Genomic DNA, 25577 nt, shown 5'->3' with positions numbered 1-25577 from the left:
GGCAGGAGCCAGGGACCGGGGTACGGGCCGCATGCTCACGGACACGAGCTTGTCAGATGATCGGAGGCCGGCCCAGTCGGGTCAAGCGCCACACCGTACGCCACTTCATGGGACGCCGGGGTCCGCACGGGCTTGTCCAGCCCTCCCTGAACCCGCCGAACCAGGCCTTCAGCGCGGGTCCCGAGGGGCGGCGGGCCAGCGTGAGGAGCAGCCAGACGCCGAGGTAGACGGGCACGAGGAGCGCGGGCAGGTTGCGTCGCGCGAGCCAGACCCGGTTCCTGGCGACCATGCGGTGGTAGACCGCGTGCCGGGAGGGAGCCGTGGTCGGGTGGTGCAGGACCATGTCCGCCCGGTAGTCGATCAGCCAGCCCGCGTCGAGGGCACGCCACGCGAGGTCGGTCTCCTCATGGGCGTAGAAGAACTCGTCGGGCAGGCCGCCGACCTGCTCGATGACCTTGGTGCGCACCGCGTTGGCGCCGCCGAGGAACGTCGTGACGCGCGAGGAGCGCATCGGGTCGGCCGCGCGCAGCCTGGGTACGTGGCGGCGCTGGGTGACACCGGTTTCCGGGTCAGCGATCCGGAAGCTGATGATGCCGAGCTCCGGGTCCGCCCCGAAGGCCTCGCGGCACAGCTGTGCGGTGTCGGTGTTCGGCAGGAGTCCGTCGTCGTCGAGGAAGAGCAGCACGTCCACGTCGGATCCCCCGGGCCCGAAGGCCTCGATGCCGACGTTGCGGCCGCCCGGGATGCCCAGGTTCTCGGGCAGCTCGACGGTGCGGACCCCGGCGGGGACGTCGGGGACCGGGGAGCCGTTGCCGACCACGACCACCTCGACCCGGTCGCCGTCCTGCTTGGCGACGGAGTCGAGGAGGGCGCGCAGCTCCTCGGGGCGGTTGCCCATGGTGATGATCACCGCGCCGACCTTCATCGGCGTACTCACTTGAGCCTGCTCGAAGCGAGGATGGACACCAGGTGCAGCACCGTCTGGAGCAGCGCGATGCCGGCCAGGACCGCGACGCCGAGGCGCGTGAAGAACAGGTCGCCCCGGATCTGGTCGACGATCGCGAGGACCAGGATCAGCAGCGAGGCCTCGATGCCGAGGATGAGGCGGTGGAACTTCAGCGCGGCGGCGGCCTTGCGGGCCAGCGCCATGCCGGAGGCGCGGATCTCGGACGCGGACTCTTGGACCGGGGGCTTGCCGGTCTGGTGGCGGGCCACGCCGACCAGGTCCGTCTCGGCCTTGATCAGGATGGCGCCGAGCGCGGCGAGCGTGCCGAGGAAGGCCCACAGCCAGTCGATCCGGCCGCTGCCCCACAGGTCGGCGGCGCGCAGACCGAAGCCGACGAGGACCGCGGCGTCGGTCAGGTACGCGCCGACACGGTCCATCCAGACCCCGGCGAGCGAGTACTGCTTGCGCCACCGGGCGATCTCGCCGTCGACGCAGTCGAGCAGCAGGTACAGCTGGACCGCGACGACCCCGAGGACGGCGCCCCAGACACCCGGGACCAGCAGTGCGGGGGCCGCGAGGACACCGCACACGGTCATCAGGTAGGTCAGCTGGTTGGGGCTGACCCTGGTGTTCACGAGGTGGCGGTCGACACGCAGCGAGATCTCGCGCATGTAGAGCCGCCCGCCCCAGTGCTCGCCACTCCGCCGGTCCTTCACACCCGCGGGGTGAACGACCGGCCGGAGTTCAGCTACCGATGGCTTTTGCATAGTTCGCGTATGCGTCCCTGATCTGGTCGGCGTCGAGGTCGAGGTGTTCGAGGATGGTGTAGCGGCCGGGGCGGGTCTGCGGGGCGAAGAGCACCGCGTCCACCAGGTCCTGGTTGCTGTAGCCCATCTCCTCCGCGAGGACCGGAAGGCCGTGCCGGCGCAGCGTCGCGACCATCTCCTTGGCGGTGTCGAGGTCACCGCGCAGGAACGTGGCGAACGCCCCGCCGAACCCGCACTGCTCTCCGTGCTGCGCGTTGCGCTTGGGGAAGAGCAGGTCGAAGGCGTGGCAGATCTCGTGGCAGGCGCCCGAGGCGGGCCTCGAGTCCCCGGCCACGGACATCGCGAGACCGCACATCACCAGCGACTCGGCGAGCACGCTGAGGAAGTCGTCGTCGCCGACGCCGCCCGGGTGCCGCAGCACCGCGTGGGCCGCCTGGCGGGCCATGGCGGCGGCCAGGCCGTCGACCTGCTCGCCGTTGACCTTGTGCGAGAGCTCCCAGTCCGCGACGGCGGAGATCTTGCAGATGACATCGCCGATGCCGGCCCGGACGAACCGGACGGGGGCATCCCGGATGACGTCCAGGTCGATGACCACGCCGATCGGGTTCGGCACACCGTACGAGCCACGGCCGGCGTCGTTGTCCAGAGTGGCGACCGGCGAGCACAGACCGTCGTGCGCGAGGTTCGTGGCGACGGCCACGAGCGGCAGGCCCACGCGGGCCGCCGCGTACTTCGCGCAGTCGACGACCTTGCCGCCGCCGAGCGAGACCACCGCGTCGTAGCGGCCGGCCTTCTTGATCGAGTCGGCGAGCTTGACGGCGCCGTCGATCGTGCCGTCGGCGTCGTCGAACCAGTCCGCGTCGGGGAAGGCCGGCGCGAAGCGCTCCATGAGCGCCTTGCCGGAGCCGCCGCTGATCGCGAACGCGAGCTTGCCCGTGGGGGCGATGCGCTGGTCGGTGAGAATCGCGGCCAGATCGTCCAGCGCGCCGGCCCGGATGTCGACGACAACCGGGCTCGGCATGAGCCGGGTCAGTACTGGCATGCGATCTTCCTGCCCTTGGCGAGGTCGTCGTGGTTGTCGATCTCGACCCACTTCACCTCGCCGATGGGGGCGACGTCGATGCGGAAGCCGCGGTTCACGAGCTCCTGGTAGCCGTGCTCGTAGAACTGCTGCGGGTCGGCCTCGAAGACGGTCTGCAGCGCGTCGGCGAGCTCGTCGGCGGCCTCGCCCTCGATGAGCGTGACGCCGATGTACTCACCGGTCGCCTCGGCCGGGTCCATCAGCTTGGTGATCTTCGTCATGCCGCCCTCGGGGCCGACGACGACCTTCATCTCCTCGTCGGCGAGGTCCTTCACCGTGTCGAGGGCGAGGATGATCTTCTTGCCGTCGCCGCGGGCGGCGAGCAGGGTCTTCTCGACGGAGACGGGGTGCACGGTGTCGCCGTTGGCGAGGATCACCGAGTGCTTGATCGCGTCACGGCCGCACCACAGGGAGTAGGCGTTGTTCCACTCCTCGGCCTTGTCGTTGTCGATCAGGGTGATCTTGAGGCCGTACTTCTGCTCCAGCGCCTCACGGCGCTCGTAGACGGCTTCCTTGCGGTACCCGACGATGATCGCGACCTCGGTCAGACCGATCTCGGCGAAGTTGCCGAGGGTCAGGTCCAGGACCGTGATGCTCTCCTCGTCACCCTCGGGCCCCACCGGCACGAGGGCCTTGGGCAGGGTGTCGGTGTAGGGACGCAGACGCCGTCCGGCGCCGGCCGCCAGCACGAGGCCGATCATGCGGGTTCTCCTTCATCGTGTACGGCGGGTGCACCGCGTTTATGGGCGGTGACCCAGAAGCGGATGCTCTCGGCGAGCACCAGCAGTGCCACGGCCACGGCACAGACCGTGAGCGCGACAGGGAAATCTGTGTCGGTGAGCAGCGCGGCGATCAGCGTGACCACCAGCGTCCTGCCCTCGTGCCCGCCGATCGCCCGGACCAGCCAGTGCGGGGGCGCGCCGGTGCCACCGCGGATGCGGTACACCGTGTCGTAGTGATGGTAGGCGACCGCCGCCACCAGTCCGAAAGCTGCCGGCAACGCTCCGTTTACGTCCGCTTTCGCGGCGATCAGCAGGATCGTGCCGTATTCGGCGGCGCGGAAGACGGGCGGGACGAGCCAGTCGAGGGGGCCCTTGAGGGGGCGCGCGACGGCCGCGGCGGAGGTCAGCGCGTAGACGCCGGCGCCGAGGACGGGCCACCAGCTGCCGTAGCCGGACAGGGCCGTGGCGAGTACGAGAACCAGGGCGCCGAGCGCGGCGAGGGCGGGGGCCGTGTGACGAGGCACACCGCGGACCGCGCGCCGCAGGAGGTCGGTGAGCGGACCGCTGTCGCAGAGGTCCGCGAGGGCCTGCGCGGCCCGGTCGGTGCGGGTTGCCCGGCGGGTCAGCGAGCGCAGGACGCGGCCGGCCGTGGTGTACGTCGCCGCGAGGGCGCAGCCGATCAGCAGGACGATGAACGTGACGCGCGGCGTGGTCAGCGCGGTGAGCACCGCGATCAGGGCCCAGCGTTCGCCGATCGGCAGAACTATCATCCGGCGCACCCAGACCGTCCACCCGACGCTGTCGAGCTTGTCGGAGAGGGCGGCGGTGGGGCTGGTGTTGGCGGTCGCGTCGTGATTCGCCTCATTGAAGGAGAAGTCCACGACGTGGCGGCAGGTCTGCAGGACCATCGCGCCGAGCGCGAGCGCCCACACGTCGTCATGGCCGCCGCTCGCGTTGGCGGCGCCGAGCGCGAGGCCCGCGTAGTAGGCGTACTCCTTGGCCCGGTCGAAGGTCGCGTCGAGCCAGGCGCCGAGCGTCGAGTACTGCAGCGAGTAGCGGGCGAGCTGCCCGTCCGTGCAGTCGAGGACGAAGGAGAAGAGGAGCAGCAGGCCGGCGGCGACGAAGCCGGGGCGGGTGCCGGTGGCCGCGCAGCCCGCCGCGATCAGCGCGGTGAGCAGTGAGGCGGTCGTCACCTGGTTCGGGGTGAGACCGCGCCGGGCGCACCAGCGGGCGATGTAGCGGGAGTACGGGCTGATGCAGTAGGTCGTGAAGAACCCGTCACGGGCCTTGACCGCCGTACGCAGCCGGATCGCCTCGTCGTCGACGGCGGCGACTGCCTGCCGGGCCTCGTTGCGGGCCTGCGGGTCGGTGGGCACGGCGGCGACGAGCTCACCGAGCTCGGGCCGGTGCACGTCGGTGCCGGAGGCGGTCAGGCGCTCGGCGACGCGGTCGGCGAGGGCACCGGTCAGCGTGCCGGCCGGAGCGGCGGAGTCCGCCGCGGACGGGCCGGTGGCGGTGTCCCGCAGGGCGCCGGTCAGCGCCTCGCGGCCCGCGGGCTGCACGGTGAGCGCGCCCGGGACGGCAGAGGCGGGGAAGCGGGGGTCGGTCAGGCCGAGGCGCAGGGAGTGGACGTGGCCCACGAAGCCCGCGTCGACGAGCGCGACCCGCTGCCCGGCCGGGACCGCGGCGAGCGCCGCCCCCGCCTGCGCTGCGTCCGGGGCGAGCCGCACGTCGAAGCCGAGTGCCCGCAGATCGCCCTCGAGCGACGACCCGGGTACCGGCTGGCCGGTGACGATGGCGGTCGACAGACGAACTCACTCCTTGGATTGCCTGCACACCGGCGCGACGGGGCACAGGCGTGGTGGGGGCGCCTCGGGCCGAGAGCGGCCGGGCGGCACGTCGGCAGAGGCTATCGGATGATGAGAAGCGGACGTTCACCGCCCGTTTACGGCCCGATAAGAGCGGTCTGCGTCTGCACGACCGCCCCGGCCATCATTGTCGATCAAGGCCCCGGCCCACAAACCGCGCCCGCCTCGCCCGCCTCGCCCGCCTCGCCCGGGGAGCCCGCCCCCTAGGGTGGTCGACCATGACATGGCTGATCACTGGTGGAGCGGGATATATCGGAGCGCACGTGGCGCGGGCGATGGCCGGTGCCGGGGAGGACCTGGTCGTCCTCGACGACGTCTCGACCGGGGTGGCCGAGCGGCTGCCGGAGGGGATCGAGCTGGTCAGGGGGTCGGCCCTGAACCCCGAGCTGGTGAAGCGGGTCTGCGCGGAGCACGCGGTGACCGGTGTGGTGCATCTCGCGGCACGCAAGCAGGTCGGCGAGTCCGTGGAGCGGCCCGAGCTCTACTACCGCGACAACCTGGGCGGCCTCGCGGTGCTCCTGGAGACGGTCGCCGCGGCCGGTGTGCGGCGCTTCGTCTTCTCCTCGTCGGCGGCCGTGTACGGCAACCCGGATGTGGACCTCATCACGGAGGCCACGGCCTGCGCGCCGATGAGCCCCTACGGCGAGACGAAGCTGGCGGGCGAGTGGCTGGTGCGGGCGGCGGGCCGCGCGCACGGCATGGCGACCGTGTGCCTGCGCTACTTCAACGTGGCGGGCGCCGCCTCCCCCGAGCTCGCGGACACCGGCGTCTACAACGTGATCCCGATGGTCTTCGACCGGCTGAGCCGCGGCGAGGCCCCCCGGATCTTCGGCACCGACTACCCGACGCCGGACGGCACCTGCATACGTGACTATCTGCACGTCGCCGATCTCGCCGAGGCCCACCTCGCGGCCGCGCGGCGGATCACCGAGCCGGGCGCGACGGGCGACCTCACCGTGAACATCGGCTCCGGCACGGGCGTCTCCGTGCGCGAGCTCGTCGACCTGATCTCCGAGATCACCGGGGACCCGCGCGCGGCCGTCGTCGAACCGCGCCGGCCGGGCGACTCCCCGCGCGCGGTGGCCTCCGCGGAACTCGCGGCGAAGGAACTCGGCTGGTCGACGCGGCGCGGGGTGCGCGAGATGGTCGAGTCGGCGTGGGCGGGCTGGCGTCTGCGGCACCCCGAGACCGCCGCCAAGTGACCCTCGCGACGCTCTGACCTGCGCCCATTTGCGCAGGTCAGGGCACATGACAACGGTGTTCAGTGCAGTGTTTGCAGATACCCCCTCCCCGTAGTTCACTGTGATCGCGGGGGCGGGCGCGCCTCATACGGGGGCTGTGCGCCGACGAACGGACGGAGGGCGGTTTCCATGGGGGCCGGACACGATCACGGGCACAGCCACGGGCCCACAACGGGAACGGCCTCGGCGGCCCATCGGGGCCGGCTGCGCATCGCGCTCGGCATCACGCTCACCGTGATGGTGGTCGAGATCGTCGGCGGGGTCCTCGCGGACTCGCTCGCCCTGGTCGCGGACGCCGCCCACATGGCGACCGACGCGCTCGGTCTCGGCATGGCGCTCCTCGCCATCCACTTCGCCAACCGGCCCGCGAGCCACCAGCGCACCTTCGGCTTCGCACGCGCCGAGATCCTGGCCGCCCTCGCCAACTGTCTCCTGTTGCTCGGCGTCGGCGGCTACGTGCTCGTCGAGGCGATCCAGCGGTTCATCACGCCCGCCGACACCGAGGGCGGCCTGACGATCGTCTTCGGCGTGATCGGCCTCGTGGCGAACATGATCTCGCTGTCGGTCCTGGTGCGCGGCCAGAAGGAGAGCCTGAACGTCCGCGGGGCCTTCCTCGAGGTGGCCGCGGACGCGCTGGGCTCGGTCGCCGTGATCATCTCGGCGACGGTCATCCTGACCACCGGCTGGCAGGCCGCGGACCCGATCGCCTCGATCGCGATCGGCCTGATGATCGTCCCGAGGACCGTGAAGCTGCTGCGGGAGACGCTCAACGTGCTGCTCGAAGCGGCTCCGAAGAACGTCGACATGGCGGACGTGCGGGCGCACATCGTGGCGCTGCCCGGCGTCCTGGACGTCCACGACCTGCACGCCTGGACGATCACGTCGGGCATGCCCGTCCTGTCCGCGCACGTGGTCGTCAGCTCGGAGACGCTGAACGCGCTCGGCCACGAGAAGATGCTGCACGAACTCCAGGGCTGCCTCGGCGTCCACTTCGACGTCGAGCACTGCACATTCCAACTGGAGCCGGTCGGCCACGCGGAACACGAGGCAAGGCTCTGCCACTGAGGCCCCCTTTCAGATCACCCAAAGGTTCGATCCGTTGACCGACAACACCGATAACACTGACAACTGGCCGACGCGGCCCGAGGCGCCGTCCGACATCGCGGCCGTGCACGCCGTGCATGTCGCCGCCTTCCCGACCGTGGCGGAGGCCGACCTGGTGGACGCACTGCGGGCGGACCCCGACGCGTGGCTGCCGGGCCTGTCATACGTCGCCGAGGCGCCGGACGGGACGGTGGCGGCGCACGCGCTGGTCACCCGCTGCCTGGTGGACGGCTCACCGGCGGCGGCCCTCGCCCCCGTCGGGGTGCTGCCGCGCCACCAGGGCACGGGCGCCGGTTCGGCCGTCGTCCGCGCGGTGCTCGACGCGGCACGCGCGCGTGGGGAGCGGCTCGTCCTCGTGCTCGGGCACCCGGACTACTACTCGAGGTTCGGCTTCGTGCCCGCCTCCGGGTACGGCGTCCGGGCCGGATTCGAGGTGCCTGACGAGGCGATGATGGCGCTCGTCCTGGGCGCGGCGGACGATTTCTGGCGGGTTCCGCAGGGCACGATCACCTACCCGGCCGCTTTCGGCGTCTGACCTGAGCGTGTCCTGCCCGGCCACCCGGGCGGGACATGCGGGCGGTGCCGCCAAGTGCCGGGACTGTCTGCCCCGTACGGCAGACTTGGGGTTCGAGGACCGAAGCGAAGGATGGGTATGCCGACCACACCTGCCACCGCGGCGAACAGTTCGTCGAACGGCACCGGAGAAGCGATCTTGCTGGAACTCGTGGACGAGGACGGCAGGACGATCGGCACGGCGGAGAAGCTCTCCGCTCATCAGGCGCCCGGACAGCTGCACAGAGCGTTCTCCGTGTTCCTCTTCGACGAACAGGGCCGGCTGCTGCTCCAGCAGCGTGCTCTCGGCAAGTACCACTCCCCCGGCGTGTGGTCGAACACGTGCTGCGGGCACCCGTACCCGGGCGAGGCGCCGTTCGCCGCGGCGGCCCGCAGGACGTACGAGGAGCTGGGGGTCTCGCCCTCGCTGCTCGCGGAGGCGGGGACGGTGCGCTACAACCACCCGGATCCGGCATCGGGCCTGGTGGAGCAGGAGTTCAACCACCTGTTCGTGGGGATGGTCCAGGCGCCGCTGCGCCCGGATGCCTCCGAGGTGGGCGAGACCGCGTTCGTGACGGCGGACGAGCTGGCCGCGCGGCACGCCCGGGACCCGTTCTCGGCGTGGTTCATGACCGTGCTCGACGCGGCGCGGCCCGCGGTCAGGGAACTGACGGGGCCGAACGCGGGCTGGTGACCGGCCGGCTCAGGCGTCCGCGGGTTTGAGGGGCAGGGCGGCCCAGATCACCTTGCCCCCGCTCGCGGTGTGCTCGACGTCGCACACCCCGCCCGCCTCGCGGGTGACCTCCCGCACGAGGAGGAGTCCGCGCCCGCCGGTCTGCCCGTCGGTGGCTTCCAGGGCGGTCGGGCGGTAGGGGTGCTCGTCCTCGACGGAGACCCGCACCCACTCGGCGCCCACGGCGACCTCGACCGCGAGGACGGGTGAGAGCAGGGCCGCGTGCCGTACGGCGTTGGTGACCAGCTCGGAGACGATGAGCAGGAGTCCCTGGACCAGGTCGTCCGAGGCCGGTACGCCCTGGCGGAACAGCAGGTCGCGGACGGCGTGCCGGGCCTGCGGCACCGACGCGTCGACGGCCTGCGCCGTGAAGCGCCAGACCCCCTCGTACGGCAGCGGACCGCCCGATGGCTGATCGGGGGGCTCGCCCCCCTGGCCGCTCATCGTCCGGTCGCCGCCCTTGCGCTCGATTGTCACCACGCACCGAGTGTTGGGAATCCACTGGTCCGGACCGCATCACTGACCAGAAGTCGGCGACTATCGACGCTTTTTGACCGTTGACGAATGACGATGTCAGGTGGGCGACCGATCCTGCCGCTCTTGTGCCGTTTTCCATGGCTCTTCAGGTTGTACGTGTTGGGGAGCCTCGTTGATCGCGTGTTCGAGGCCGCGGATAGCATCCGGCGCATGTCGCACACACCGCCGCAGCTCACGCACTCGGTCACGGACGGCGTGGCCACCGTCGTCATCGACCACGCCGCCAAACGGAACGCCATGACGGACGGCATGTGGCGGTCGCTGCCGCCCCTCCTCGCCGAGCTCGACGCCGATCCGGCGGTGCGGGTGCTGGTGCTGACGGGGGCCGGCGGCACGTTCTGTGCGGGCGCCGACATCTCGACGCTCGGCGAGGCGGGGTCGCGGGCCCAGGATCTCGCGGTCGCGGCCGAGGAGGCGCTCGCCGCCTTCGCCAAGCCCACCCTTGCCGCGGTGCGCGGGTACTGCGTGGGCGGCGGCTGTCAGCTCGCGGCGGCCTGTGACCTGCGTTTCGCGGCCGAGAGCGCGCTGTTCGGGATCACCCCGTCGAAGCTGGGGATCGTGTACCCGGCGGGCTCGACGCGGCGCCTCGCGTCCCTGGTGGGGCCCTCGACGGCCAAGTACCTGTTGTTCTCGGGTGAGTTGATCGCCGCGGAGCGGGCCCTGCGGACCGGGCTCGTGGACGAGGTGCTGGCCGAGGACGAACTGGACAAGCGCGTCGGGGAGTTCGCGCGGATCCTCGGGGAGCGTTCGCAGCTGACGCAGGCGGCGGCGAAGGAGTTCGCCGACGGGCGCGTGGAGCGGGCCGCGCACTGGGCCGAGCAGGCGCGCACGAGCGGCGACACCGCCGAGGGCGTCGCCGCGTTCCTGGAGCGCAGGAAGCCGAGCTTCACGTGGACCACGTCGGGCTGAGGCGGCGGGCCTACGGGCCGGCGGGCGACCTCCGGCGCGCGGGCGGCCTTCGTGTCCGGTACGGGTTCCCGGCCGCGGGTTCCCGTACGCGGGTTCCCGTACGTACCAACCAGTCGGTAACGTACCCGTATGACTACTGCCTCGCCGTCCGGCGCGCGTGCCGCCCGTCACTGTCACAACGTGCTCAACCCGTTCCACTCGACGCACTACTTCTCGCCCGACCTGGGCAAGGAGCTGGCCGCCGTCGGGATCACCGACCGGAGCGCGGCCTACTTCGCGGCCCGTGCGGCGGCGATGGGGGCCGTCGGCGCGGGCACCGTGACGGCGACGTTCTACAACTTCAAGCACGAGCTCGTCGCCCGGCACGTGCCCGCCGTATGGCGGACGGCCTCCCCGGAGACCGTCCTCGCGGCACGCGCGCGTGCCGTCGACGCGACGCTGCGCCGGCTCCTGGGCGACGAGATCCTGGCCTCCCCGGAGATGGCCGAGGCCGCCGGTCTCGCGCTGCGGGCCACCGAGGCCTGCACGCGCCACGCCCGGCCGCTGTACGCCGCCCACGCCGATCTGCCCGTGCCCGAGGAGCCCCACCTCGCCTACTGGCACGCCGCCACGCTGCTGCGCGAGCACCGCGGCGACGGGCACCTGGCCGCGCTGCTCGCCGCTGACCTCGACCCCGTAGAGGCGCTGGTGAGCCACGTGGCGACCGGGAAGGGCATGGCCCCGAAGTGGCTGCTCGCCACGCGCGGCTGGACGCCCGAGGAGTTCGACGCCGCCGCCGACCGGCTGCGGGAGCGCAAGGTGCTGGACGCGGCGGGCGAGCTGACCGAGCTGGGGGTCGCGCTGCGCCGCGACCTGGAGGCCGAGACGGACCGCCTCGACCGGGAGCCGTACGCGCACCTGGGCGAGTCGGGCGTGGCCCGGCTCACCGAGCTGGCGACGGGCTTCATCGGCACCGCCCTGGCCGCGGGCGCGTTCCCGGCCGATCTCATCGGCAAGGCCGCCTGAGCGGCGCCCCGGCCGCCGGTCCGGCGGGCTCCCCCCGGTTGTCGGCACCACCTGCCACAATTGCCGCGCACCCTCAGTTGAGAAGGCGGTACGGCATCGTGGCAACACCCAGCGCAGGTCCCATCACGGGGTCCATCGAAGGCAGGATTGCCGAGGAGCTCGGCGTACGGGAGCGGCAGGTGACGGCCGCCGTCGAGCTGCTCGACGGCGGTTCGACGGTCCCGTTCATCGCGCGCTACCGCAAGGAAGCGACCGAGATGCTCGACGACGCGCAGCTGCGCACGCTCGAGGAGCGGCTGCGCTACCTGCGGGAGCTGGAGGAGCGGCGCGCGGCGATCCTCGACTCCGTGCGGGAGCAGGGCAAGCTGACCGACGAGTTGGCGGCGCAGATCAACGCGGCCGAGACGAAGGCGCGCCTCGAGGACATCTACCTGCCGTTCAAGCCGAAGCGCCGCACGAAGGCGCAGATCGCGCGCGAGGCGGGCCTCGAGCCGCTGGCGGAGGGGCTGCTCGGCGACCCGACGGTGGAACCGGCGGCCGCGGCGGCCGCGTTCGTCGACGCCGACAAGGGCGTCGCGGACGCGCAGGCCGCGCTCGACGGCGCCCGCGCCATCCTCACCGAGCGCTTCTCCGAGGACGCCGACCTGATCGGCGAGCTGCGTGAGCGCATGTGGGGCCGCGGTCAGCTGGCCGCCAAGGTCCGCGCGGGCAAGGAGGAGGCGGGCGCGAAGTTCGCCGACTACTTCGACTTCGCGGAGCCGTTCACCGCGCTGCCCTCCCACCGGATCCTCGCGATGCTCCGCGGCGAGAAGGAGGAGATCCTCGACCTCACCCTGGAGCCGGAGGAGCCCACCGACGGGCCTTCTTCCTACGAGGCGATCGTCGCGGACCGGTTCGCGATCAGGAACCAGGGGCGGCCCGGGGACAAGTGGCTGTCCGACACGGTGCGCTGGGCCTGGCGGACCCGCATCCTGGTGCACCTCGGCCTCGACCTGCGGCTCCGGCTGCGCACCACCGCCGAGGACGAGGCCGTGCAGGTCTTCGCGGCGAACCTGCGGGACCTGCTGCTCGCCGCCCCGGCGGGCACGCGCGCGACGCTCGGCCTCGACCCCGGTTTCCGTACGGGTGTGAAGGTCGCCGTCGTCGACGCGACGGGCAAGGTCGTGGCGACGGACGTCATCCACCCGCACGTGCCGGCGAACCGGTGGGACGAGGCGCTGGCCAAGCTGGCCCGCCTCGCGCAGGAGCACAAGGTCGACCTGATCGCGATCGGGAACGGTACGGCGTCCCGCGAGACGGACAAGCTCGCCGGTGAACTGATCGTGAAGCACCCGGAGTTGAACCTCACCAAGGTGATGGTGTCGGAGGCGGGCGCGTCGGTGTACTCGGCGTCGGCGTTCGCCTCGCAGGAGCTGCCCGACATGGATGTGTCGCTGCGCGGCGCCGTGTCGATCGCCCGCCGCCTCCAGGACCCGCTCGCGGAGCTGGTGAAGATCGACCCGAAGTCGATCGGCGTCGGCCAGTACCAGCACGACCTGTCCGAGGTGAAGCTGTCGCGCTCCCTGGACGCGGTCGTCGAGGACTGTGTGAACGGCGTGGGCGTGGACGTGAACACGGCGTCCGCTCCCCTGCTCGCCCGGGTGTCCGGCATCGGCTCCGGCCTCGCGGAGAACATCGTGGCGCACCGCGACGCGAACGGGCCGTTCACGTCCCGCAAGGGCCTCAAGGACGTGGCCAGGCTCGGCCCGAAGGCGTACGAGCAGTGCGCGGGCTTCCTGCGGATCCGCGGCGGCGACGACCCGCTGGACGCGTCGTCCGTGCACCCTGAGGCGTATCCCGTGGTGCGGCGCATGGTGAAGTCGACGGGCGGTGAGGTCGCCTCGCTCATCGGGAACGCGGCGGCGCTGAAGTCGCTGCGGCCGGCCGAGTTCGTGGACGACAAGTTCGGTCTGCCGACGGTGACGGACATCCTGAGGGAGCTGGAGAAGCCGGGGCGCGACCCGCGGCCCGCGTTCAAGACGGCGACCTTCAAGGACGGCGTCGAGAAGATCTCCGACCTGGCCTCCGGGATGATCCTCGAGGGGGTCGTGACGAACGTGGCGGCGTTCGGCGCGTTCGTGGACGTGGGCGTGCACCAGGACGGGCTCGTGCACGTGTCCGCGATGTCGAAGACGTTCGTGAAGGACCCGCGGGACGTCGTGAAGCCGGGTGACATCGTCAAGGTGAAGGTCCTCGACGTGGACATCCCGCGCAAGCGGGTCTCGCTGACGCTGCGTCTCGACGACGAGGCGGTGCCGGGCGAGCCGGGTGCGGGGGGTGGTGGCCGCAAGGAGCGCGGCGGCCGCCCGCCGCAGCAGCGGGGGCAGCAGCGCCAGCAGGGTCAGGGCGGCCAGGCGCAGGGCGGCCAGGGCCGACGCCAGCAGGGTCAGGGACAAGGTCGGGGCCAAGGCCAGAGTCAGGGCCAGCGGCAGCAGTCGCAGGGGCAGCGTCGGGGTGGCGTCTCCGCGCCGGCGCCCGCGAACAGCGAGATGGCGGACGCGCTGCGGCGCGCGGGCCTGCTCGACCCGAAGGGCCGCTGACGCGCGGCCCGGGGCCGGTCACCACGCAGGTGACCGGCCCCGGGCGGCACGTGCGCCTGCGGCGGGCGTCAGTACGGACCAGGCACGCCGGCATGCGCGGGCCCACGTCGGCGCAGGCCTCCGCACGCTTCGGCACGGGTCACATATCCCCACGGGCGGCCCACGTCGGCGCAGGCCGCGCACCTCAGTACGAGCGGCACACGCCGGCGCAGGCAGCACACGTCGGGCACCGACCGACCACGGGCCGCACGCGCCGGCGCAGGCCACACCTCAGCGCAAGCGGCCCACATCAGCACAGTCAGCGCATGCCGCCGCACACTTCAGCACGGGATCACATATCCCCACGGGCGGCCCACGTCGGCGCAGGCCGCATACCTCGGTACGGGCGGCACGCCTCACCACACGCGGCACACGCCGACGCAGTCAGCCCACGTCGGCGCCGACCGACCACGGGCCGGGCCGCACACGTCGGCACCGACCGACCACGGGCCGCGCGCGCCGGCGCAGGCCGCACGTCAGCGCAGGCGGCCCACGTCAGCACACTCAGCGCGCGTCAGTGCAGGCCCCGCACCTCACGGTGACAGTTCCGTCACCTTGCCCTCCGCGAGTTCCAGGCGGCGCTGTGTTCTGACCGCGTCCAGCATGCGGCGGTCGTGGGTGACGAGGAGGAGCGTGCCCTCGTAGGAGTCGAGTGCCGACTCCAGCTGTTCGATCGCGGGCAGGTCGAGGTGGTTGGTCGGTTCGTCCAGGACGAGCAGGTTGACGCCCCGGCCCTGGAGCAGTGCGAGCGCCGCGCGCGTGCGCTCGCCCGGCGACAGGGTGACCGCGGACCGCAGGACGTGATCGGCCTTCAGGCCGAACTTCGCGAGCAGCGTGCGTACCTCGGCCGGCTCCGTGTCCGGCACGGCCGCGCAGAACGCGTCGAGCAGCGACTCCGACCCGTGGAACAGGGCCCGCGCCTGGTCGACCTCGCCGACGACGACACCCGAGCCGAGCGTCGCGTGCCCCGAGTCCAGCGGCACCCGGCCGAGAAGCGCGCCGAGCAGGGTCGACTTCCCCGCGCCGTTGGCCCCGGTGATCGCGACGCGGTCCGCCCAGTCGATCTGGAGCGAGACCGGACCGAGCGTGAAGTCGCCGCGCCGCACCTCCGCGTCGCGCAGCGTGGCGACGACGGAACCGGAGCGCGGCGCCGCCGCGATCTCCATGCGCAGCTCCCACTCCTTGCGCGGCTCGTCCACGACGTCGAGCCGTTCGATCATGCGCTGCGTCTGCCGGGCCTTCGCGGCCTGCTTCTCGCTGGACTCGCTGCGGAACTTGCGGCCGATCTTGTCGTTGTCCGTCGCCTTGCGGCGGGCGTTCTTGACGCCCTTGTCCATCCAGCCGCGCTGCATCTGGGCGCGCCCTTCGAGGGCGGCCTTCTTGTCGGCGTACTCGTCGAACTCCTCGCGCGCGTGCCGGCGGGCGACGTCGCGCTCCTCCAGGTATGCCTCGTAGCCGCCGCCGTACAGGTTGATCTCCTGCTGGGCGAGGTCGAGTTCGAGGACCTTGGTGACGGTACGGGTCAGGAACTCGCGGTCGTGGCTGACGACGACCGTGCCCGCGCGCAGGCCGCGCACGAACGCCTCCAGGCGCTCCAGGCCGTCGAGGTCGAGGTCGTTCGTGGGCTCGTCGAGGAGGAACACGTCGTAGCGGGAGAGCAGGAGGGAGGCGAGGCCCGCGCGGGCCGCCTGGCCGCCGGAGAGCGAGGTCATCGTCTGGTCGAGGCCGACTCCGAGGCCGAGGGAGTCGGTGATCTCCTCGGCGCGTTCGTCGAGGTCGGCGCCGCCGAGGTCGAGCCAGCGCTCCAGGCTCACGGAGTACGCGTCGTCGGCGCCCGGCGCCCCGTCGACGAGGGCCTGGGTGGCTTCGTCCATGGCGCGCTGTGCGGCGTCGACGCCGGTGCGGCGGGCGAGGAATTCGCGCACGGTCTCGCCGGGCCGGCGTTCCGGCTCCTGGGGCAGGTGCCCCACGGTGGCGCCGGGCGGCGAGAGCCGCAGTTCGCCCTGCTCGGGCGTGTCGAGGCCGGCGAGCAGCTTGAGGAGGGTGGACTTGCCCGCGCCGTTGGCGCCGACGAGCCCGATCACGTCGCCGGGCGCGACCACGAGGTCGAGCCCGGAGAACAGGGACCGGTCGCCGTGCCCGGCGGCGAGGTTCTTGGCAACGAGAGTGGCAGTCATCAGGTCGTCGATCCTAGCGATCGCCCGGGACGGTGGGCACCTGCCGCCCGTCACCTCGCCACGGGCGCGACCAGGACGCTCCCCGTGGTGCGGGCGACGACGAAGGACTCGCCCCTGATGGCCTTCGGGTCGAGCGGAATGCGGTGCCGGCCGGGTTCGAGCACGGCGTCTAAGACGTCCTGGGCGTGGCTGCGGTGGAGCCGGTCGAGGCGGTACGCGGTGAGGCGGACCCGGCAGGTGGAGGTGACGTCGAGGCCGGCCTCCCCGTCGGCGGCGACGAGCCCGGTGAGGCGGCGCTGCCGGGTGTCACGGCGGTCCAGGGCGCTCTCTGTCCGGGCGACGAGGAGCGGGATGATCGGGGCGAGCCCGTCCACGTAGGCGGTCTCGGCGCCCGCGCGCTCGAACTGTGTGCGCACCGCGGCCCGGTCCGCGTCGCCGACCGCGCGGCCGAAGGCGACCGCGCCGTAGGTGCGCAGCTCCTCCGGCGGCACTCCAGCCGCGTCGTGGGTGATCTCGGCGCCGATGCCGATGGTGCGCAGGGCGGCGGCGAGCTTGGCGAGGACGGCGACGCGGGCGCCGATGAGGAGGACGCGGCGGGCGGGCGCGGGCTCGGCGGCGGCGTCGAGCAGCGGCCGCAGGGTCTCGCGGTACTCGGCGCCGCGGAAGCGCAGGGGGCCGATGCCGTGGTGGCCGTTGAGGTCCAGGTCGGCGCGTTCGCCGGTCTGCCAGGCGAAGTCCCGCCAGATGACGTCCGGCCCGTCCGCCTCGATGACCGCGGTGACGACGCCGCATTCGATGCCCTCGCACTCGGGGCACCCGTAGATGGCGTAACGGCCGTCGGGCAGCGGCGCGTCCGCCTCCAGGAGCAGGCTGCGGACGTGGGCGGTGAAGATGGCGGGCGGGATGTCGGAGGCCGGCGGGGAGACGGCGTCGAGGTCGGAGAGCTGGAACAGCAGCGGCGAGCCGTTCACGATGATGTCCAGGAACTCCCGGTGGACCTGGTGGTCACCGTTCGTGAGAACTCCACCGGCGCGCATGGCCGGTGCCAGGCCGAAGGTCGCGTACTCGGCAGACATGTCCTGGGTGTTCCCACCGGAGACCTGAGGGGAGCGCGGCATGACGCGTTCCGCCGCCGTCCGCCCGGGCTGCGCCCGGGAGGCGGCCGGACTCGCCGCCTCCCGAACGTCGCACCAGGGACTACCGGTTCAGCAGGTGGTTTCGGGTGCCCCCTCGACGAGGTGGTACGGAGCACGCGCGTCGAGGAGCAGTGTCACGAGCGCCCGCTCGGACTGGCGCAGCGGCACGAACGCCCCGTCTCCCTCCTTGCGTACGGTGATCCCGTGCAGCGCCAGCTTGTCCGCCACCGACGCGTACTGGGCCGCGTCGAGGCGGTAGCCGCACGGCGGGTTCTGGATGATCTCCGAGGGCTCGGCGGGGTCGTTGTCCGCGCCGCCGACGTAGACCGGCCCGCTGTCGCGGTAACCCACCGCGCGGGCCGCGCCGGTGGCCGCCTCGATACGGCCGCGCTGCTCGTCGGTGAACGTGAACAGACCGCCGAGCGCGGAGAGTTGGGAGGAGACACGGCGCCGGTTGTTCAGTGCCGGATCCGCCTTCTCCGCTGCTGTCTGCGCGTCGACGCGGCTCTCGATGAGGAGTCCGACCGCGTGCTTCACACCGGAGACGTTGCGCAGGATCCGCTCCTGCCCGTCGCCCGCGGTCTGCTTGACGGGCTCGCCGGTCACCGGGTCGGTCCAGATGCCGTACGTGCCGGTCGAGTACCCGCCCGTGTTGGCGGCGGGGCGGACGTACTTCTCCGAGAGGGTCTGCGCCTCGTCGTGGACCTTGGCGTCGGTGTTGAGGTTGCGCGGCCAGAGGTCGAAGAGGTCCTTGTCGTAGTACTTGGGTGTGGCGCCGTACTCGTGGAGGTCGTAGATGACGTCGGGCCGGTTGTCACGGATGACGGCCGCCATCGCCCGCGCCTCGGCGGTGTCCAGGGCGATGTGGTCGCGGTTGATGTCGATGCCGTCGGAGTTGCCGCGGGTGTTGGCGGCGCGGCCGTCGGGGTTGGCGGTGGGGACGACGAGCAGGGTGGTGCGGGACAGGAAGGTCTGTGTCTTGCTGTCCTTGGCGTAGGCGAGGTCGCGGATCGTGGTGAGACAGGCCTCGCGGCCGGACGGTTCGTTGCCGTGCTGGCTGCAGATGAGCAGCACGGTGTTCGGGGTCCGGTGCTCGCCGATGCGGACGAGCTGAACGGGCCTGCCCTGCTTGGTGGTTCCGGCCTTCTCCACGGAGACGCGGTCGCTCGCCTTGTCGACCGCCGCGAGGAAGTCCTGCTCCTCGGGCTGTGTGGTCCAGTGCGCACCGTGGCTCTGCTCGAACCCGGTGCGGGGCACCGTCGCGGAGGCCTGGGCCGGGGCGGTGAGCAGCGGCGCGGCGAGCGCTGCCGCCGTCGCCGCGAGGGCGAGGGTGCGTGGGCGCGGAATCATCAGGGGGTTCCTCCCGGGATCGGACGGGACGGGCGCAGCGAGCTGACGCCGTCGGGTGCGGTGGCGCGGGGGGTGGCCTTGCCCGAGCCGGACGTCGCGGCCGCGAAGGCGTCGGCGCCGCCGACGAGCGGTACGCGCGCGACGGTACGCGAGAGGTCCAGCGCGAGAGTCGGTGTGGTGTTCGGCGGGTCGATGAGGTCCTTGTCGGTGCCCGCGACGATCAGCGCGAGGCGGTGGCCGGCCGGGACGACGTGGTCGCTGGGGGCCAGGTCGACGGTGATGGTGTAGGGCTTGCCCGGGGTGAGCGGCCGGCCCGTGCGGTCGGAGGCGTAGTTGCCGAGGTCGGCCCAACCGCGGCTGAACACGGTGGAGTTCACGTCGGCGGTCTTGGCCTCGGTCCGCTTGAAGCAGGAGCTGTCCCCGGCGGTGCTGGCGCCCCAGCAGGTGCGGTCGGTGAGCGTCGTGATGCCCTCGCCGTCGGCGGCGTAGTCACGGATGGTGGCCGGGCCCAGGTCGACGAGTACGGCCGAGAGGTGGGCGGTGGTGGTCGACGGGGTCGCGGTGACGGTGACCTTCGACGAGCCGGACAGGCGCAGGTCCTTGCCGAGCGGCTTGCTGATGAAGCCGGCCTTGTCGGGCGTCGACTTGTCGATCTGCGCGGCCCAGTCGGTCTCGCTCAGCTTGGGGTCGTCGGTGAACGTCTCGGTGCCCGAGCCCTGCTTCAGGCCGAGGGTGCCGACGCCGGCCGCACTGCCCTTGCCGGGGTTCAGGCGCACGGTGTCGGTGGGGCGGGGCGGCCAGACGCGGTCGGTGGTCCAGTGGTCGGGGGTGCGCTCGATGTCGGCCATCGGCTCGCGGTCCACGCCGTTGTCGTAGCCGAGGAGCTCATGGTCGAACCAGCGGTGCAGGGTGTCGACCCAGGCGGCGCGGCGGAAGTCGAACGGGTCGACGTGGCCGGTCTGCGAGAGCCAGATCTTGCGGTCCACGCCCGCCTTGGCGAGGGCGTCCCACCACTGGCCGAAGTGCTTGGCGCGGACGTTCAGGTCCTGCATGCCGTGCACGACGAAGACGCTGGCCCTGACCTTGCCGGCGTCGGGCACGTAGTTGCGCTCGTCCCACAGGCCGGTCCAGTCGCCGGTCCGGGGCGCTTCGTCGACAAGTCGCTTCTGTACGGCGGCACAGCGGGCGCGGGCCGCAGGGCTCTCGACGTAGTCGGACAGCCACTCGGGGCCGCTGTCGTAGAGGGGCGCGCCCTGCTGGAAGTAGTAGTCGTACCAGGAGGAGATGCCGCCGATCGGGACGATCGTCCTCAAGCCCTCGACTCCGGTGGCGGCGACGCCGTTGGCGATGGTGGCGTCGTAGCTCTTGCCGATCATGCCGGTGCGGCCGTTGGTCCAGCCGGCCTTGGCGCGTTCGGTGCCCGTGCGGGTGGTGTAGCCCTTCGCGCGGCCGTTCAGCCAGTCGACGACGGCCTTGCCGGACTGGATGTCGGAGTGGCCGCCGACGTCGACGCAGCCGTCGGAGCGGTTGGTTCCGGCGAGGTCGACGGCCACGAAGGCGTAGCCGCGCGGCACGAAGTAGTTGTCGTAGAAGAGCGGCATCTGGACGACGTTCCCGTGCGCGTCGTACGTCTTCTTCTGGCTCTCGTTGCCGCGTCCGCAGCAGGAGTAGTACGGGCTCGCGTCCATGATCACGGGGACCTTGCGGCCCTGTTGGGCGGGCTCGCGGGGCCGGACGATGTCGACGGCGACCCGGTCGGTCCTCCCGTCGCCGTCGCCGTCGAGCCGGGTGTCGACCCAGACGGACTCACGGATGGCGTTGTCGTACGAGTAGACGGGCTTCGACTCGCGGGGCGCGGCGCTCTGGGCGGCCCCGGGAGAGACGAGGACGGCGAGGAGTGCGGCGGTGGCCGCTGTCGCGAGCGTCCTCCACAGGGAGCGCGTGCGTCTCTCAGGTTTCGGCATGGGGCGGAACGTACCCCGGTCAACTGCCTTGCAAAAGAGGGCCGTACGAGACGGTGAAAGGTGCGTGGGACGTTATGGCACATGTCGGCCGAATGGCGATCGTGTGACAGGTGCGGCCATGGACATGACCGGGGCGGGAGGGGCTGAATAGGGTCGGCAACAACGTTCACGGCCCTACGACTTGGAGCTTTCGTGTACCGCAGACTCATCGCCCCGGGCGCACTGGCGGCCGCACTGATGCTGGCGATCCCGGCATCGGCGGCGGACTTCACCCCTGGGGCTTCGGGCATCGGCGACCCCTACTACCCGGACTACGGGAACGGCGGCTACGACGTCTCCCACTACGACCTGCGGCTGAAGTACCAGCCGAAGACGGACGTCCTGGAGGGCACGGCGACGATCCTCGCCACGTCCACGCAGGACCTCTCGCGCTTCAACCTCGACTTCGGGCTCAAGGCGAGCGAGGTCCTGGTCAACGGCAAGAAGGCCAGGTTCGCCACGTCCGGCGTGGAGGAACTCGAGGTCACTCCGCCGACGGGCCTGCCCAAGGGGTCCTCGTTCACGGTCGTCGTGCGCTACTCCGGCAAGCCCTCCGACGTGAAGCTGTATGGCTTCACGTCCCCGCAGCGCACGCCGGACGGCGCCGTCTTCGCCAACGAGCCGGAGTCGGCGGCCTGGTGGTTCCCGTCGAACGACCACCCGCGCGACAAGGCGACGTACGACGTGTCGGTCGCGGTGCCCGACGGGACGCAGGCGATCTCCAACGGCGTGCTCCAGTCGCAGACGTCGAAGCTCGGCTGGACGCGCTTCAACTGGCGCTCCAACAAGCCCCAGGCGACCTATCTGGCCACGCTCGCGGTCGGCAAGTTCGACATCACGACCGACAAGACGGCGGACGGTCTGCCGGTCGTGAACGCCTACAGCAAGGACCTGGGCGACAACTACGGCGCCGCGCGTGCCAGCGTCGAGCGGACCACCGAGGTCGCCGAGTGGCTGGAGACGAAGTTCGGGAAGTACCCGTTCAACGCGCTCGGCGGGTACGTCCCGAACGTGCCGTCGCACTTCGCGCTGGAGACACAGACGCGGCCCTTCTACTCCCCCGCGCAGTTCGCGAACGGCGCCAACGTGTCGGTGATCGTGCACGAGCTGGCGCACCAGTGGTACGGCGACAGCGTCTCCGTCGACGGCTGGAAGGACATCTGGATCAACGAGGGCTTCGCCCGCTACAGCCAGTGGCTGTGGTCGGAGAAGGAGGGCGAGGGCACGGCGCAGGAGCTCGCGGACTACGTGTACGCGCAGCACCCGGCGGACGACGCGTTCTGGACGGTCAAGCCGGGTGACCCGGGCGCGGAGAACCAGTTCGACATCGCGGTGTACGACCGCGGCGCACTGGCCATCCAGGCCCTGCGCAACGCCGTCGGCGAGAAGAAGTTCTCCGAGATCCTCAAGGGCTGGCCGCAGGAGCACGCGTACGGCAACGCGAAGGTCGGCGACTTCGTGCAGTACGCGGAGAAGGTCTCGGGCAAGCCGCTGGCCGGCCTGTTCGACACCTGGCTGTACCAGCCGTCGAAGCCGGGCACGGCGGCGGCGCAGCGGGACCGGGTGGCGCACGCCGGGGTGGCACCGGCGAAGCCGAAGTCGTGGAAGCAGATCGCGGCGACGAACTCGGTGCACGACCACTGAGGTCGTTCTCTCAGTGAGATCAGCGAGGTCAGTGAGGTCAGCGGGCGCGGGCCGCTTCGGCGGCGCGCGCCCGTCGCGCCATCGGCAGGTAGCGCAGGCGCTCCGGCAGCAGCGGCACCACGCGCCGCGTGACCGCGCCGAACCGGCGCAGCCGGCGTTCCTGGACCGGGGTCCACGGCAGACCGATGGCGTCCCGGGCGTCCGGCGGCATCAGGCCGATCGTGAGGAAGCGGCGGAAGCGGGCCAGGGGCGGCTTCAGGACGGGCCACAGGGCCCGCAGCACGAGCCGCACCGGCAGCGGCCCCCGGTCGGGCGGCGGGACCGGTACGTCGACGGCGACGAGTTCGCGGACGACGTCCGTCAGCTCTATCTCGTCGGCCAGCACCTTGCGGTAGTAGGGCCAGAACTCCTCGACGGTCTGCGGCATGTCCCGGTCGCGCAGGCCGAGGATCCGGCCGACCTGGAGCCACTCCGCGTAGAGCCCGCGCTCCTGCGCCTCGGTGAAGGGGCGGCTGCCCAGACAGCGCTGGGCCTGAAGGTAGAGGGGGAATCCGGTGGCGTGGACCCAGGAGTAGTAGGCGGGGGTCAGCGCGTGGTAGCTGCGGCCGCGGGTGTCGGTGCCGCTGATGGTCCTGTGGAGCTTCCGCAGGCGCCGGCCCTCCTCGGCGGCGGCGTCCCCGCCGTACACCCACAGCATCACCGAGCGCAGGGAGCGCTCGCCGCGTCCCCAGGGGTCCGTGCGGAAGACGGAGTGCTCGTCGACGCCCGCGCCGACCGCCACGTGGGCGACCTGCAGGGTCAGGGCGGCGGGGAGGGCGAGCAAGGAGCGCGCCTCACCGGCGATGTCCCACAGGATCCCGCCGGGCGCGGGCGGCTCCGGTTCGGGGTCGTGCTGCTTCATACGGCTCCCCAGCGGTTCCCGGTCGATACGTGTGATCCAGTATGCGGCGCCGGGGATCCTCTGGGGCCGGTGAGCTCAGGGGTGCGCAGGGCCGCCGGTGCTGCCCTGTGACTCGCTGCCGATCCGGGAGGCCAGGTCGGACGCGAGCTCCGAGACGCGCGTACGCAGCTCCGCCTCGGCGGCGGCCACGGGGCCGCGCGGCGCGCCGACGACGTCCGCGCAGGGCCGGACCGGGACCGGCCGGCACGCCTCGGGCGGCCCTTCGTACGTCCGCGCCGACCCGGCCCATCGCCGTGCCCGGACCAGGACCCCCACCGTGAGCAGGGCGACCGATGCGCCGAGTCGGCCCACCTTGAGGTGGAATTCCGTGGACAGGGGTACGAGGGCCATGCCTTGGGCCTACCCGACCGTCCCCGGCTCGCAACGTCCCGGCCGACGCCAAGGTGGCGCCACCCCGGAGACCTGTGATCTCCGGGATGACGCCACCGTTGTGGGACCAGCCGCTGACTGTGGGGGGGCGGCCGCTGACTGTGGGGCCGGCGTTACACGCCGTCGGTCAGCTTGGTCAGTTCCTCCGTGGCCTTGCGGTTGATGCCGCGGCGGGCGGCGAACCAGCCGGCGACGAGCAGCACCGCGATGACCGGGAGCAGCATCAGCGTCTTGCGGCCGACCTCCGGGTCGTTCCACATGAGGCCGAGCACGAGCATCAGGAAGACGATCGTGACGATCTCGGTGAACGGGGACCAGGGCAGACGGAACGACGGCCGCTGGACCAGGCCCTGCTTGGCCCGCCGGACGAACGCCAGGTGGGCGACCATGATCATGACCCAGGTGCCGATGATGCCGATCGAGGACACCTCGATCACGATCTCGAAGGCCTGGGCCGGCAGCAGGTAGTTCAGGCCGACACCGAGGACGCCGACACCGGCGGTGAGCAGGATGCCGCCGTACGGCACCTGGCTGCGGTTCATGCGGGCGGTGAACTTCGGCGCGGAGCCGGACATCGCCATGGAGCGCAGGATGCGGCCCGTGGAGTAGAGGCCGGAGTTGAGCGACGACATGGCGGCCGTCAGCACGACCAGGTTCATGATGTCGCCGATGCCGCCGACGCCCAGCTTGCTGAACAGCGTGACGAACGGGCTCTCGCCGGCCTTGTAGACCGAGGACGGGAGCAGCAGCGAGAGGAGCACCACGGAGCCGACGTAGAACAGGCCGACGCGCCACATGATCGAGTTCACCGCGCGCGGGACGAGCTTCTGCGGTTCGGCGGTCTCGCCCGCCGCGACGCCGACCAGCTCCAGGGCCGCGTACGCGAAGACGACGCCCTGCATCACGATGACCACCGACATCATGCCGCCCGGCATGAATCCGCCGTGCTGCGTGATGATGTTCAGGCCTGGTGTGTGGCCGTCGATCGGGTGCTGCGTGGCGACCAGGAAGACGCCCACGAACAGGAAGGCGACGAGCGTGGCCACCTTGATGATCGCGAACCAGAACTCCATCTCACCGAAGTACTTCACGGAGATGAGGTTCACGCCGAGCACGACCGCGAGGGCGATGAGCGCGAGCACCCACTGCGGGATGGTCGTGAAGGCGCTCCAGTACTGGGTGTACAGGGCGATCGCGGTGATGTCGGCGATACCTGTCATCGACCAGTTGAGGAAGTACATCCAGCCGGCGACGTACGCGCCCTTCTCACCGAGGAACTCGCGCGCGTACGACACGAAGGAACCGGAGGAGGGCCGGTACACGACCATCTCGCCGAGGGCGCGCACGACGAAGTACGCGAAGACTCCGCAGATGGCGTAGGCGACGGCGAGTGCGGGGCCCGCCGAGTGGAGGCGGCCACCCGCCCCCAGGAACAGGCCCGTACCGATCGCGCCACCGATCGCGATCATGTTGACGTGACGGGCCTTGAGGTCCTTGCTGTAACCGGCGTCACCCGCGTCGGCGGGCGCCTGGGACGCATCTGTGCGGGACGCGTCCACAGCCGTGTTGACGGCTTCCTTGCTCACGTGGGGGGATCCACTCTGTGGTGCCCGGATCGCTCCGGGGTCCGGATGTGCTCCGGCCCGCGACATTCCTGACGTGGCGCGGGCCGACTGCGCACCTTCCCGCACGAAACGACCACCACGCGATGGCGTAGATCACATAGCGGAACTTCTCACATGTTGATCAGTGCCTGTACAGCCACCCCAGGGGGGTGTAAAAGCGCCGAATCAAGGGTCGCGGGCGCTTTCACAACATTGGTGTGTCAGCAATACTGTTGAACCTGAACGGCGC

Annotated in this window: 21 protein-coding genes; 8 read left to right on the top strand and 13 right to left on the bottom strand. The window is 71.6% G+C overall.

Features of this window, described 5'->3' with window-relative positions; translation table 11 throughout:
• Positions 1-52 precede the first annotated feature (52 nt).
• From EOT10_RS03500 to EOT10_RS03480, 5 genes are read right to left on the bottom strand one after another with little or no spacing between them, the layout of a single operon-like run.
• The gene (locus EOT10_RS03500) at positions 53-937 is read right to left on the bottom strand and encodes a glycosyltransferase family 2 protein (RefSeq protein WP_127826518.1); all 885 of its coding nucleotides are present in this window, start codon (positions 935-937) and stop codon (positions 53-55) included.
• Positions 934-1713 (bottom strand): CDP-alcohol phosphatidyltransferase family protein, encoded by a 780-nt coding sequence (locus EOT10_RS03495; RefSeq protein ID WP_127826517.1) that lies wholly within the window; start codon positions 1711-1713, stop codon positions 934-936. The genes EOT10_RS03500 and EOT10_RS03495 overlap by 4 nt, the downstream gene beginning before the upstream one ends.
• Entirely contained in the window at positions 1691-2755 is a 1065-nt protein-coding gene (locus tag EOT10_RS03490; RefSeq protein WP_127826516.1) for an iron-containing alcohol dehydrogenase family protein, read from the bottom strand. Before EOT10_RS03490 ends, EOT10_RS03495 begins: the two co-directional genes overlap by 23 nt.
• Positions 2743-3495, bottom strand: a complete 753-nt coding sequence (locus EOT10_RS03485; protein ID WP_127826515.1) for a phosphocholine cytidylyltransferase family protein — start codon at positions 3493-3495, stop codon at positions 2743-2745. The genes EOT10_RS03490 and EOT10_RS03485 overlap by 13 nt, the downstream gene beginning before the upstream one ends.
• Positions 3492-5324: a DUF5941 domain-containing protein gene (locus tag EOT10_RS03480; RefSeq protein WP_127826514.1), complete on the bottom strand. Its 1833-nt coding sequence runs from the start codon at positions 5322-5324 to the stop codon at positions 3492-3494. Before EOT10_RS03480 ends, EOT10_RS03485 begins: the two co-directional genes overlap by 4 nt.
• Positions 5325-5602: 278 nt before the next feature.
• Here EOT10_RS03480 and galE point away from each other — a divergent pair, with 278 nt between their 5' ends.
• The 4 genes from galE to idi all read left to right on the top strand — a co-directional run bounded on the left by galE (position 5603) and on the right by idi (position 8975).
• Complete coding sequence (galE, locus tag EOT10_RS03475; RefSeq protein WP_127826513.1) at positions 5603-6586, top strand: UDP-glucose 4-epimerase GalE; 984 nt, start codon at positions 5603-5605, stop codon at positions 6584-6586.
• 168 nt (positions 6587-6754) lie between these two features.
• Positions 6755-7690: a cation diffusion facilitator family transporter gene (locus tag EOT10_RS03470; protein WP_127826512.1), complete on the top strand. Its 936-nt coding sequence runs from the start codon at positions 6755-6757 to the stop codon at positions 7688-7690.
• A gap of 34 nt (positions 7691-7724) precedes the next feature.
• On the top strand, positions 7725-8264 hold the full coding sequence (locus EOT10_RS03465) for a GNAT family N-acetyltransferase (protein ID WP_127826511.1): 540 nt from the start codon (positions 7725-7727) through the stop codon (positions 8262-8264).
• A gap of 117 nt (positions 8265-8381) precedes the next feature.
• Positions 8382-8975: an isopentenyl-diphosphate Delta-isomerase gene (gene idi, locus EOT10_RS03460; protein WP_127826510.1), complete on the top strand. Its 594-nt coding sequence runs from the start codon at positions 8382-8384 to the stop codon at positions 8973-8975.
• Between the two features lie 9 nt (positions 8976-8984).
• Here idi and EOT10_RS03455 read toward each other — a convergent pair whose 3' ends face one another.
• On the bottom strand, positions 8985-9494 hold the full coding sequence (locus tag EOT10_RS03455; RefSeq protein ID WP_389853442.1) for an ATP-binding protein: 510 nt from the start codon (positions 9492-9494) through the stop codon (positions 8985-8987).
• Positions 9495-9701: 207 nt separating this feature from the next.
• Between EOT10_RS03455 and EOT10_RS03450 the strand changes: the two genes are divergently transcribed.
• The 3 genes from EOT10_RS03450 (at position 9702) to EOT10_RS03440 (ending at position 14044) form a co-directional block, all read left to right on the top strand.
• On the top strand, positions 9702-10460 hold the full coding sequence (locus EOT10_RS03450) for an enoyl-CoA hydratase/isomerase family protein (RefSeq protein WP_127826509.1): 759 nt from the start codon (positions 9702-9704) through the stop codon (positions 10458-10460).
• Between the two features lie 129 nt (positions 10461-10589).
• Positions 10590-11465: an SCO6745 family protein gene (locus EOT10_RS03445; RefSeq protein ID WP_127826508.1), complete on the top strand. Its 876-nt coding sequence runs from the start codon at positions 10590-10592 to the stop codon at positions 11463-11465.
• 98 nt (positions 11466-11563) lie between these two features.
• The gene (locus EOT10_RS03440) at positions 11564-14044 is read left to right on the top strand and encodes a Tex family protein (protein ID WP_127826507.1); all 2481 of its coding nucleotides are present in this window, start codon (positions 11564-11566) and stop codon (positions 14042-14044) included.
• A gap of 572 nt (positions 14045-14616) precedes the next feature.
• On the opposite strand, the gene EOT10_RS03435 is transcribed toward EOT10_RS03440, so the two are convergent.
• The 4 genes from EOT10_RS03435 to EOT10_RS03420 all read right to left on the bottom strand — a co-directional run bounded on the left by EOT10_RS03435 (position 14617) and on the right by EOT10_RS03420 (position 20710).
• Entirely contained in the window at positions 14617-16260 is a 1644-nt protein-coding gene (locus EOT10_RS03435; RefSeq protein ID WP_127826506.1) for an ABC-F family ATP-binding cassette domain-containing protein, read from the bottom strand.
• A gap of 50 nt (positions 16261-16310) precedes the next feature.
• A complete protein-coding gene (locus EOT10_RS03430) occupies positions 16311-17336 on the bottom strand; it encodes an oxidoreductase (RefSeq protein WP_127826746.1) in 1026 nt (341 codons plus the stop codon).
• 129 nt (positions 17337-17465) lie between these two features.
• On the bottom strand, positions 17466-18746 hold the full coding sequence (locus tag EOT10_RS03425; RefSeq protein WP_127826505.1) for a M14 family metallopeptidase: 1281 nt from the start codon (positions 18744-18746) through the stop codon (positions 17466-17468).
• On the bottom strand, positions 18746-20710 hold the full coding sequence (locus EOT10_RS03420; RefSeq protein WP_127826504.1) for a Xaa-Pro dipeptidyl-peptidase: 1965 nt from the start codon (positions 20708-20710) through the stop codon (positions 18746-18748). The genes EOT10_RS03425 and EOT10_RS03420 overlap by 1 nt, the downstream gene beginning before the upstream one ends.
• Positions 20711-20902: 192 nt before the next feature.
• Between EOT10_RS03420 and EOT10_RS03415 the strand changes: the two genes are divergently transcribed.
• Positions 20903-22393 carry a M1 family metallopeptidase gene (locus EOT10_RS03415; RefSeq protein WP_127826503.1) on the top strand — a complete coding sequence of 497 codons (1491 nt, stop codon included), beginning with the start codon at positions 20903-20905 and terminating at the stop codon, positions 22391-22393.
• A 37-nt stretch (positions 22394-22430) separates the two neighbouring features.
• Here the strand turns inward: EOT10_RS03415 and EOT10_RS03410 are convergent, their stop codons facing one another.
• The 3 genes from EOT10_RS03410 to EOT10_RS03400 form a co-directional block, all read right to left on the bottom strand.
• Positions 22431-23294 (bottom strand): oxygenase MpaB family protein, encoded by an 864-nt coding sequence (locus tag EOT10_RS03410; RefSeq protein WP_127826502.1) that lies wholly within the window; start codon positions 23292-23294, stop codon positions 22431-22433.
• A gap of 75 nt (positions 23295-23369) precedes the next feature.
• Positions 23370-23684, bottom strand: a complete 315-nt coding sequence (locus EOT10_RS03405) for a hypothetical protein (RefSeq protein ID WP_127826501.1) — start codon at positions 23682-23684, stop codon at positions 23370-23372.
• Positions 23685-23836: 152 nt separating this feature from the next.
• Positions 23837-25309 (bottom strand): amino acid permease, encoded by a 1473-nt coding sequence (locus EOT10_RS03400; RefSeq protein WP_127826500.1) that lies wholly within the window; start codon positions 25307-25309, stop codon positions 23837-23839.
• Between the last annotated feature and the right edge of the window lie 268 nt (positions 25310-25577).

The organism is Streptomyces antnestii (genome assembly GCF_004005495.1).
Lineage (GTDB): Bacteria > Actinomycetota > Actinomycetes > Streptomycetales > Streptomycetaceae > Streptomyces > Streptomyces antnestii.
This window is presented reverse-complemented; position numbering and strand designations above follow the sequence as displayed.

Coding starts and splice junctions, on each gene's coding strand:
- EOT10_RS03435 (WP_127826506.1), bottom strand. CDS start 16,260: ATGACTGCCACTCTCGTTGCCAAGAACCTCGCCGCCGGGCACGGCGAC.
- EOT10_RS03485 (WP_127826515.1), bottom strand. CDS start 3,495: ATGATCGGCCTCGTGCTGGCGGCCGGCGCCGGACGGCGTCTGCGTCCC.
- EOT10_RS03405 (WP_127826501.1), bottom strand. CDS start 23,684: ATGGCCCTCGTACCCCTGTCCACGGAATTCCACCTCAAGGTGGGCCGA.
- galE (WP_127826513.1), top strand. CDS start 5,603: ATGACATGGCTGATCACTGGTGGAGCGGGATATATCGGAGCGCACGTG.
- EOT10_RS03430 (WP_127826746.1), bottom strand. CDS start 17,336: ATGTCTGCCGAGTACGCGACCTTCGGCCTGGCACCGGCCATGCGCGCC.
- EOT10_RS03410 (WP_127826502.1), bottom strand. CDS start 23,294: ATGAAGCAGCACGACCCCGAACCGGAGCCGCCCGCGCCCGGCGGGATC.
- EOT10_RS03470 (WP_127826512.1), top strand. CDS start 6,755: ATGGGGGCCGGACACGATCACGGGCACAGCCACGGGCCCACAACGGGA.
- EOT10_RS03445 (WP_127826508.1), top strand. CDS start 10,590: ATGACTACTGCCTCGCCGTCCGGCGCGCGTGCCGCCCGTCACTGTCAC.
- idi (WP_127826510.1), top strand. CDS start 8,382: ATGCCGACCACACCTGCCACCGCGGCGAACAGTTCGTCGAACGGCACC.
- EOT10_RS03420 (WP_127826504.1), bottom strand. CDS start 20,710: ATGCCGAAACCTGAGAGACGCACGCGCTCCCTGTGGAGGACGCTCGCG.
- EOT10_RS03425 (WP_127826505.1), bottom strand. CDS start 18,746: ATGATTCCGCGCCCACGCACCCTCGCCCTCGCGGCGACGGCGGCAGCG.
- EOT10_RS03450 (WP_127826509.1), top strand. CDS start 9,702: ATGTCGCACACACCGCCGCAGCTCACGCACTCGGTCACGGACGGCGTG.
- EOT10_RS03495 (WP_127826517.1), bottom strand. CDS start 1,713: ATGCAAAAGCCATCGGTAGCTGAACTCCGGCCGGTCGTTCACCCCGCG.
- EOT10_RS03490 (WP_127826516.1), bottom strand. CDS start 2,755: ATGCCAGTACTGACCCGGCTCATGCCGAGCCCGGTTGTCGTCGACATC.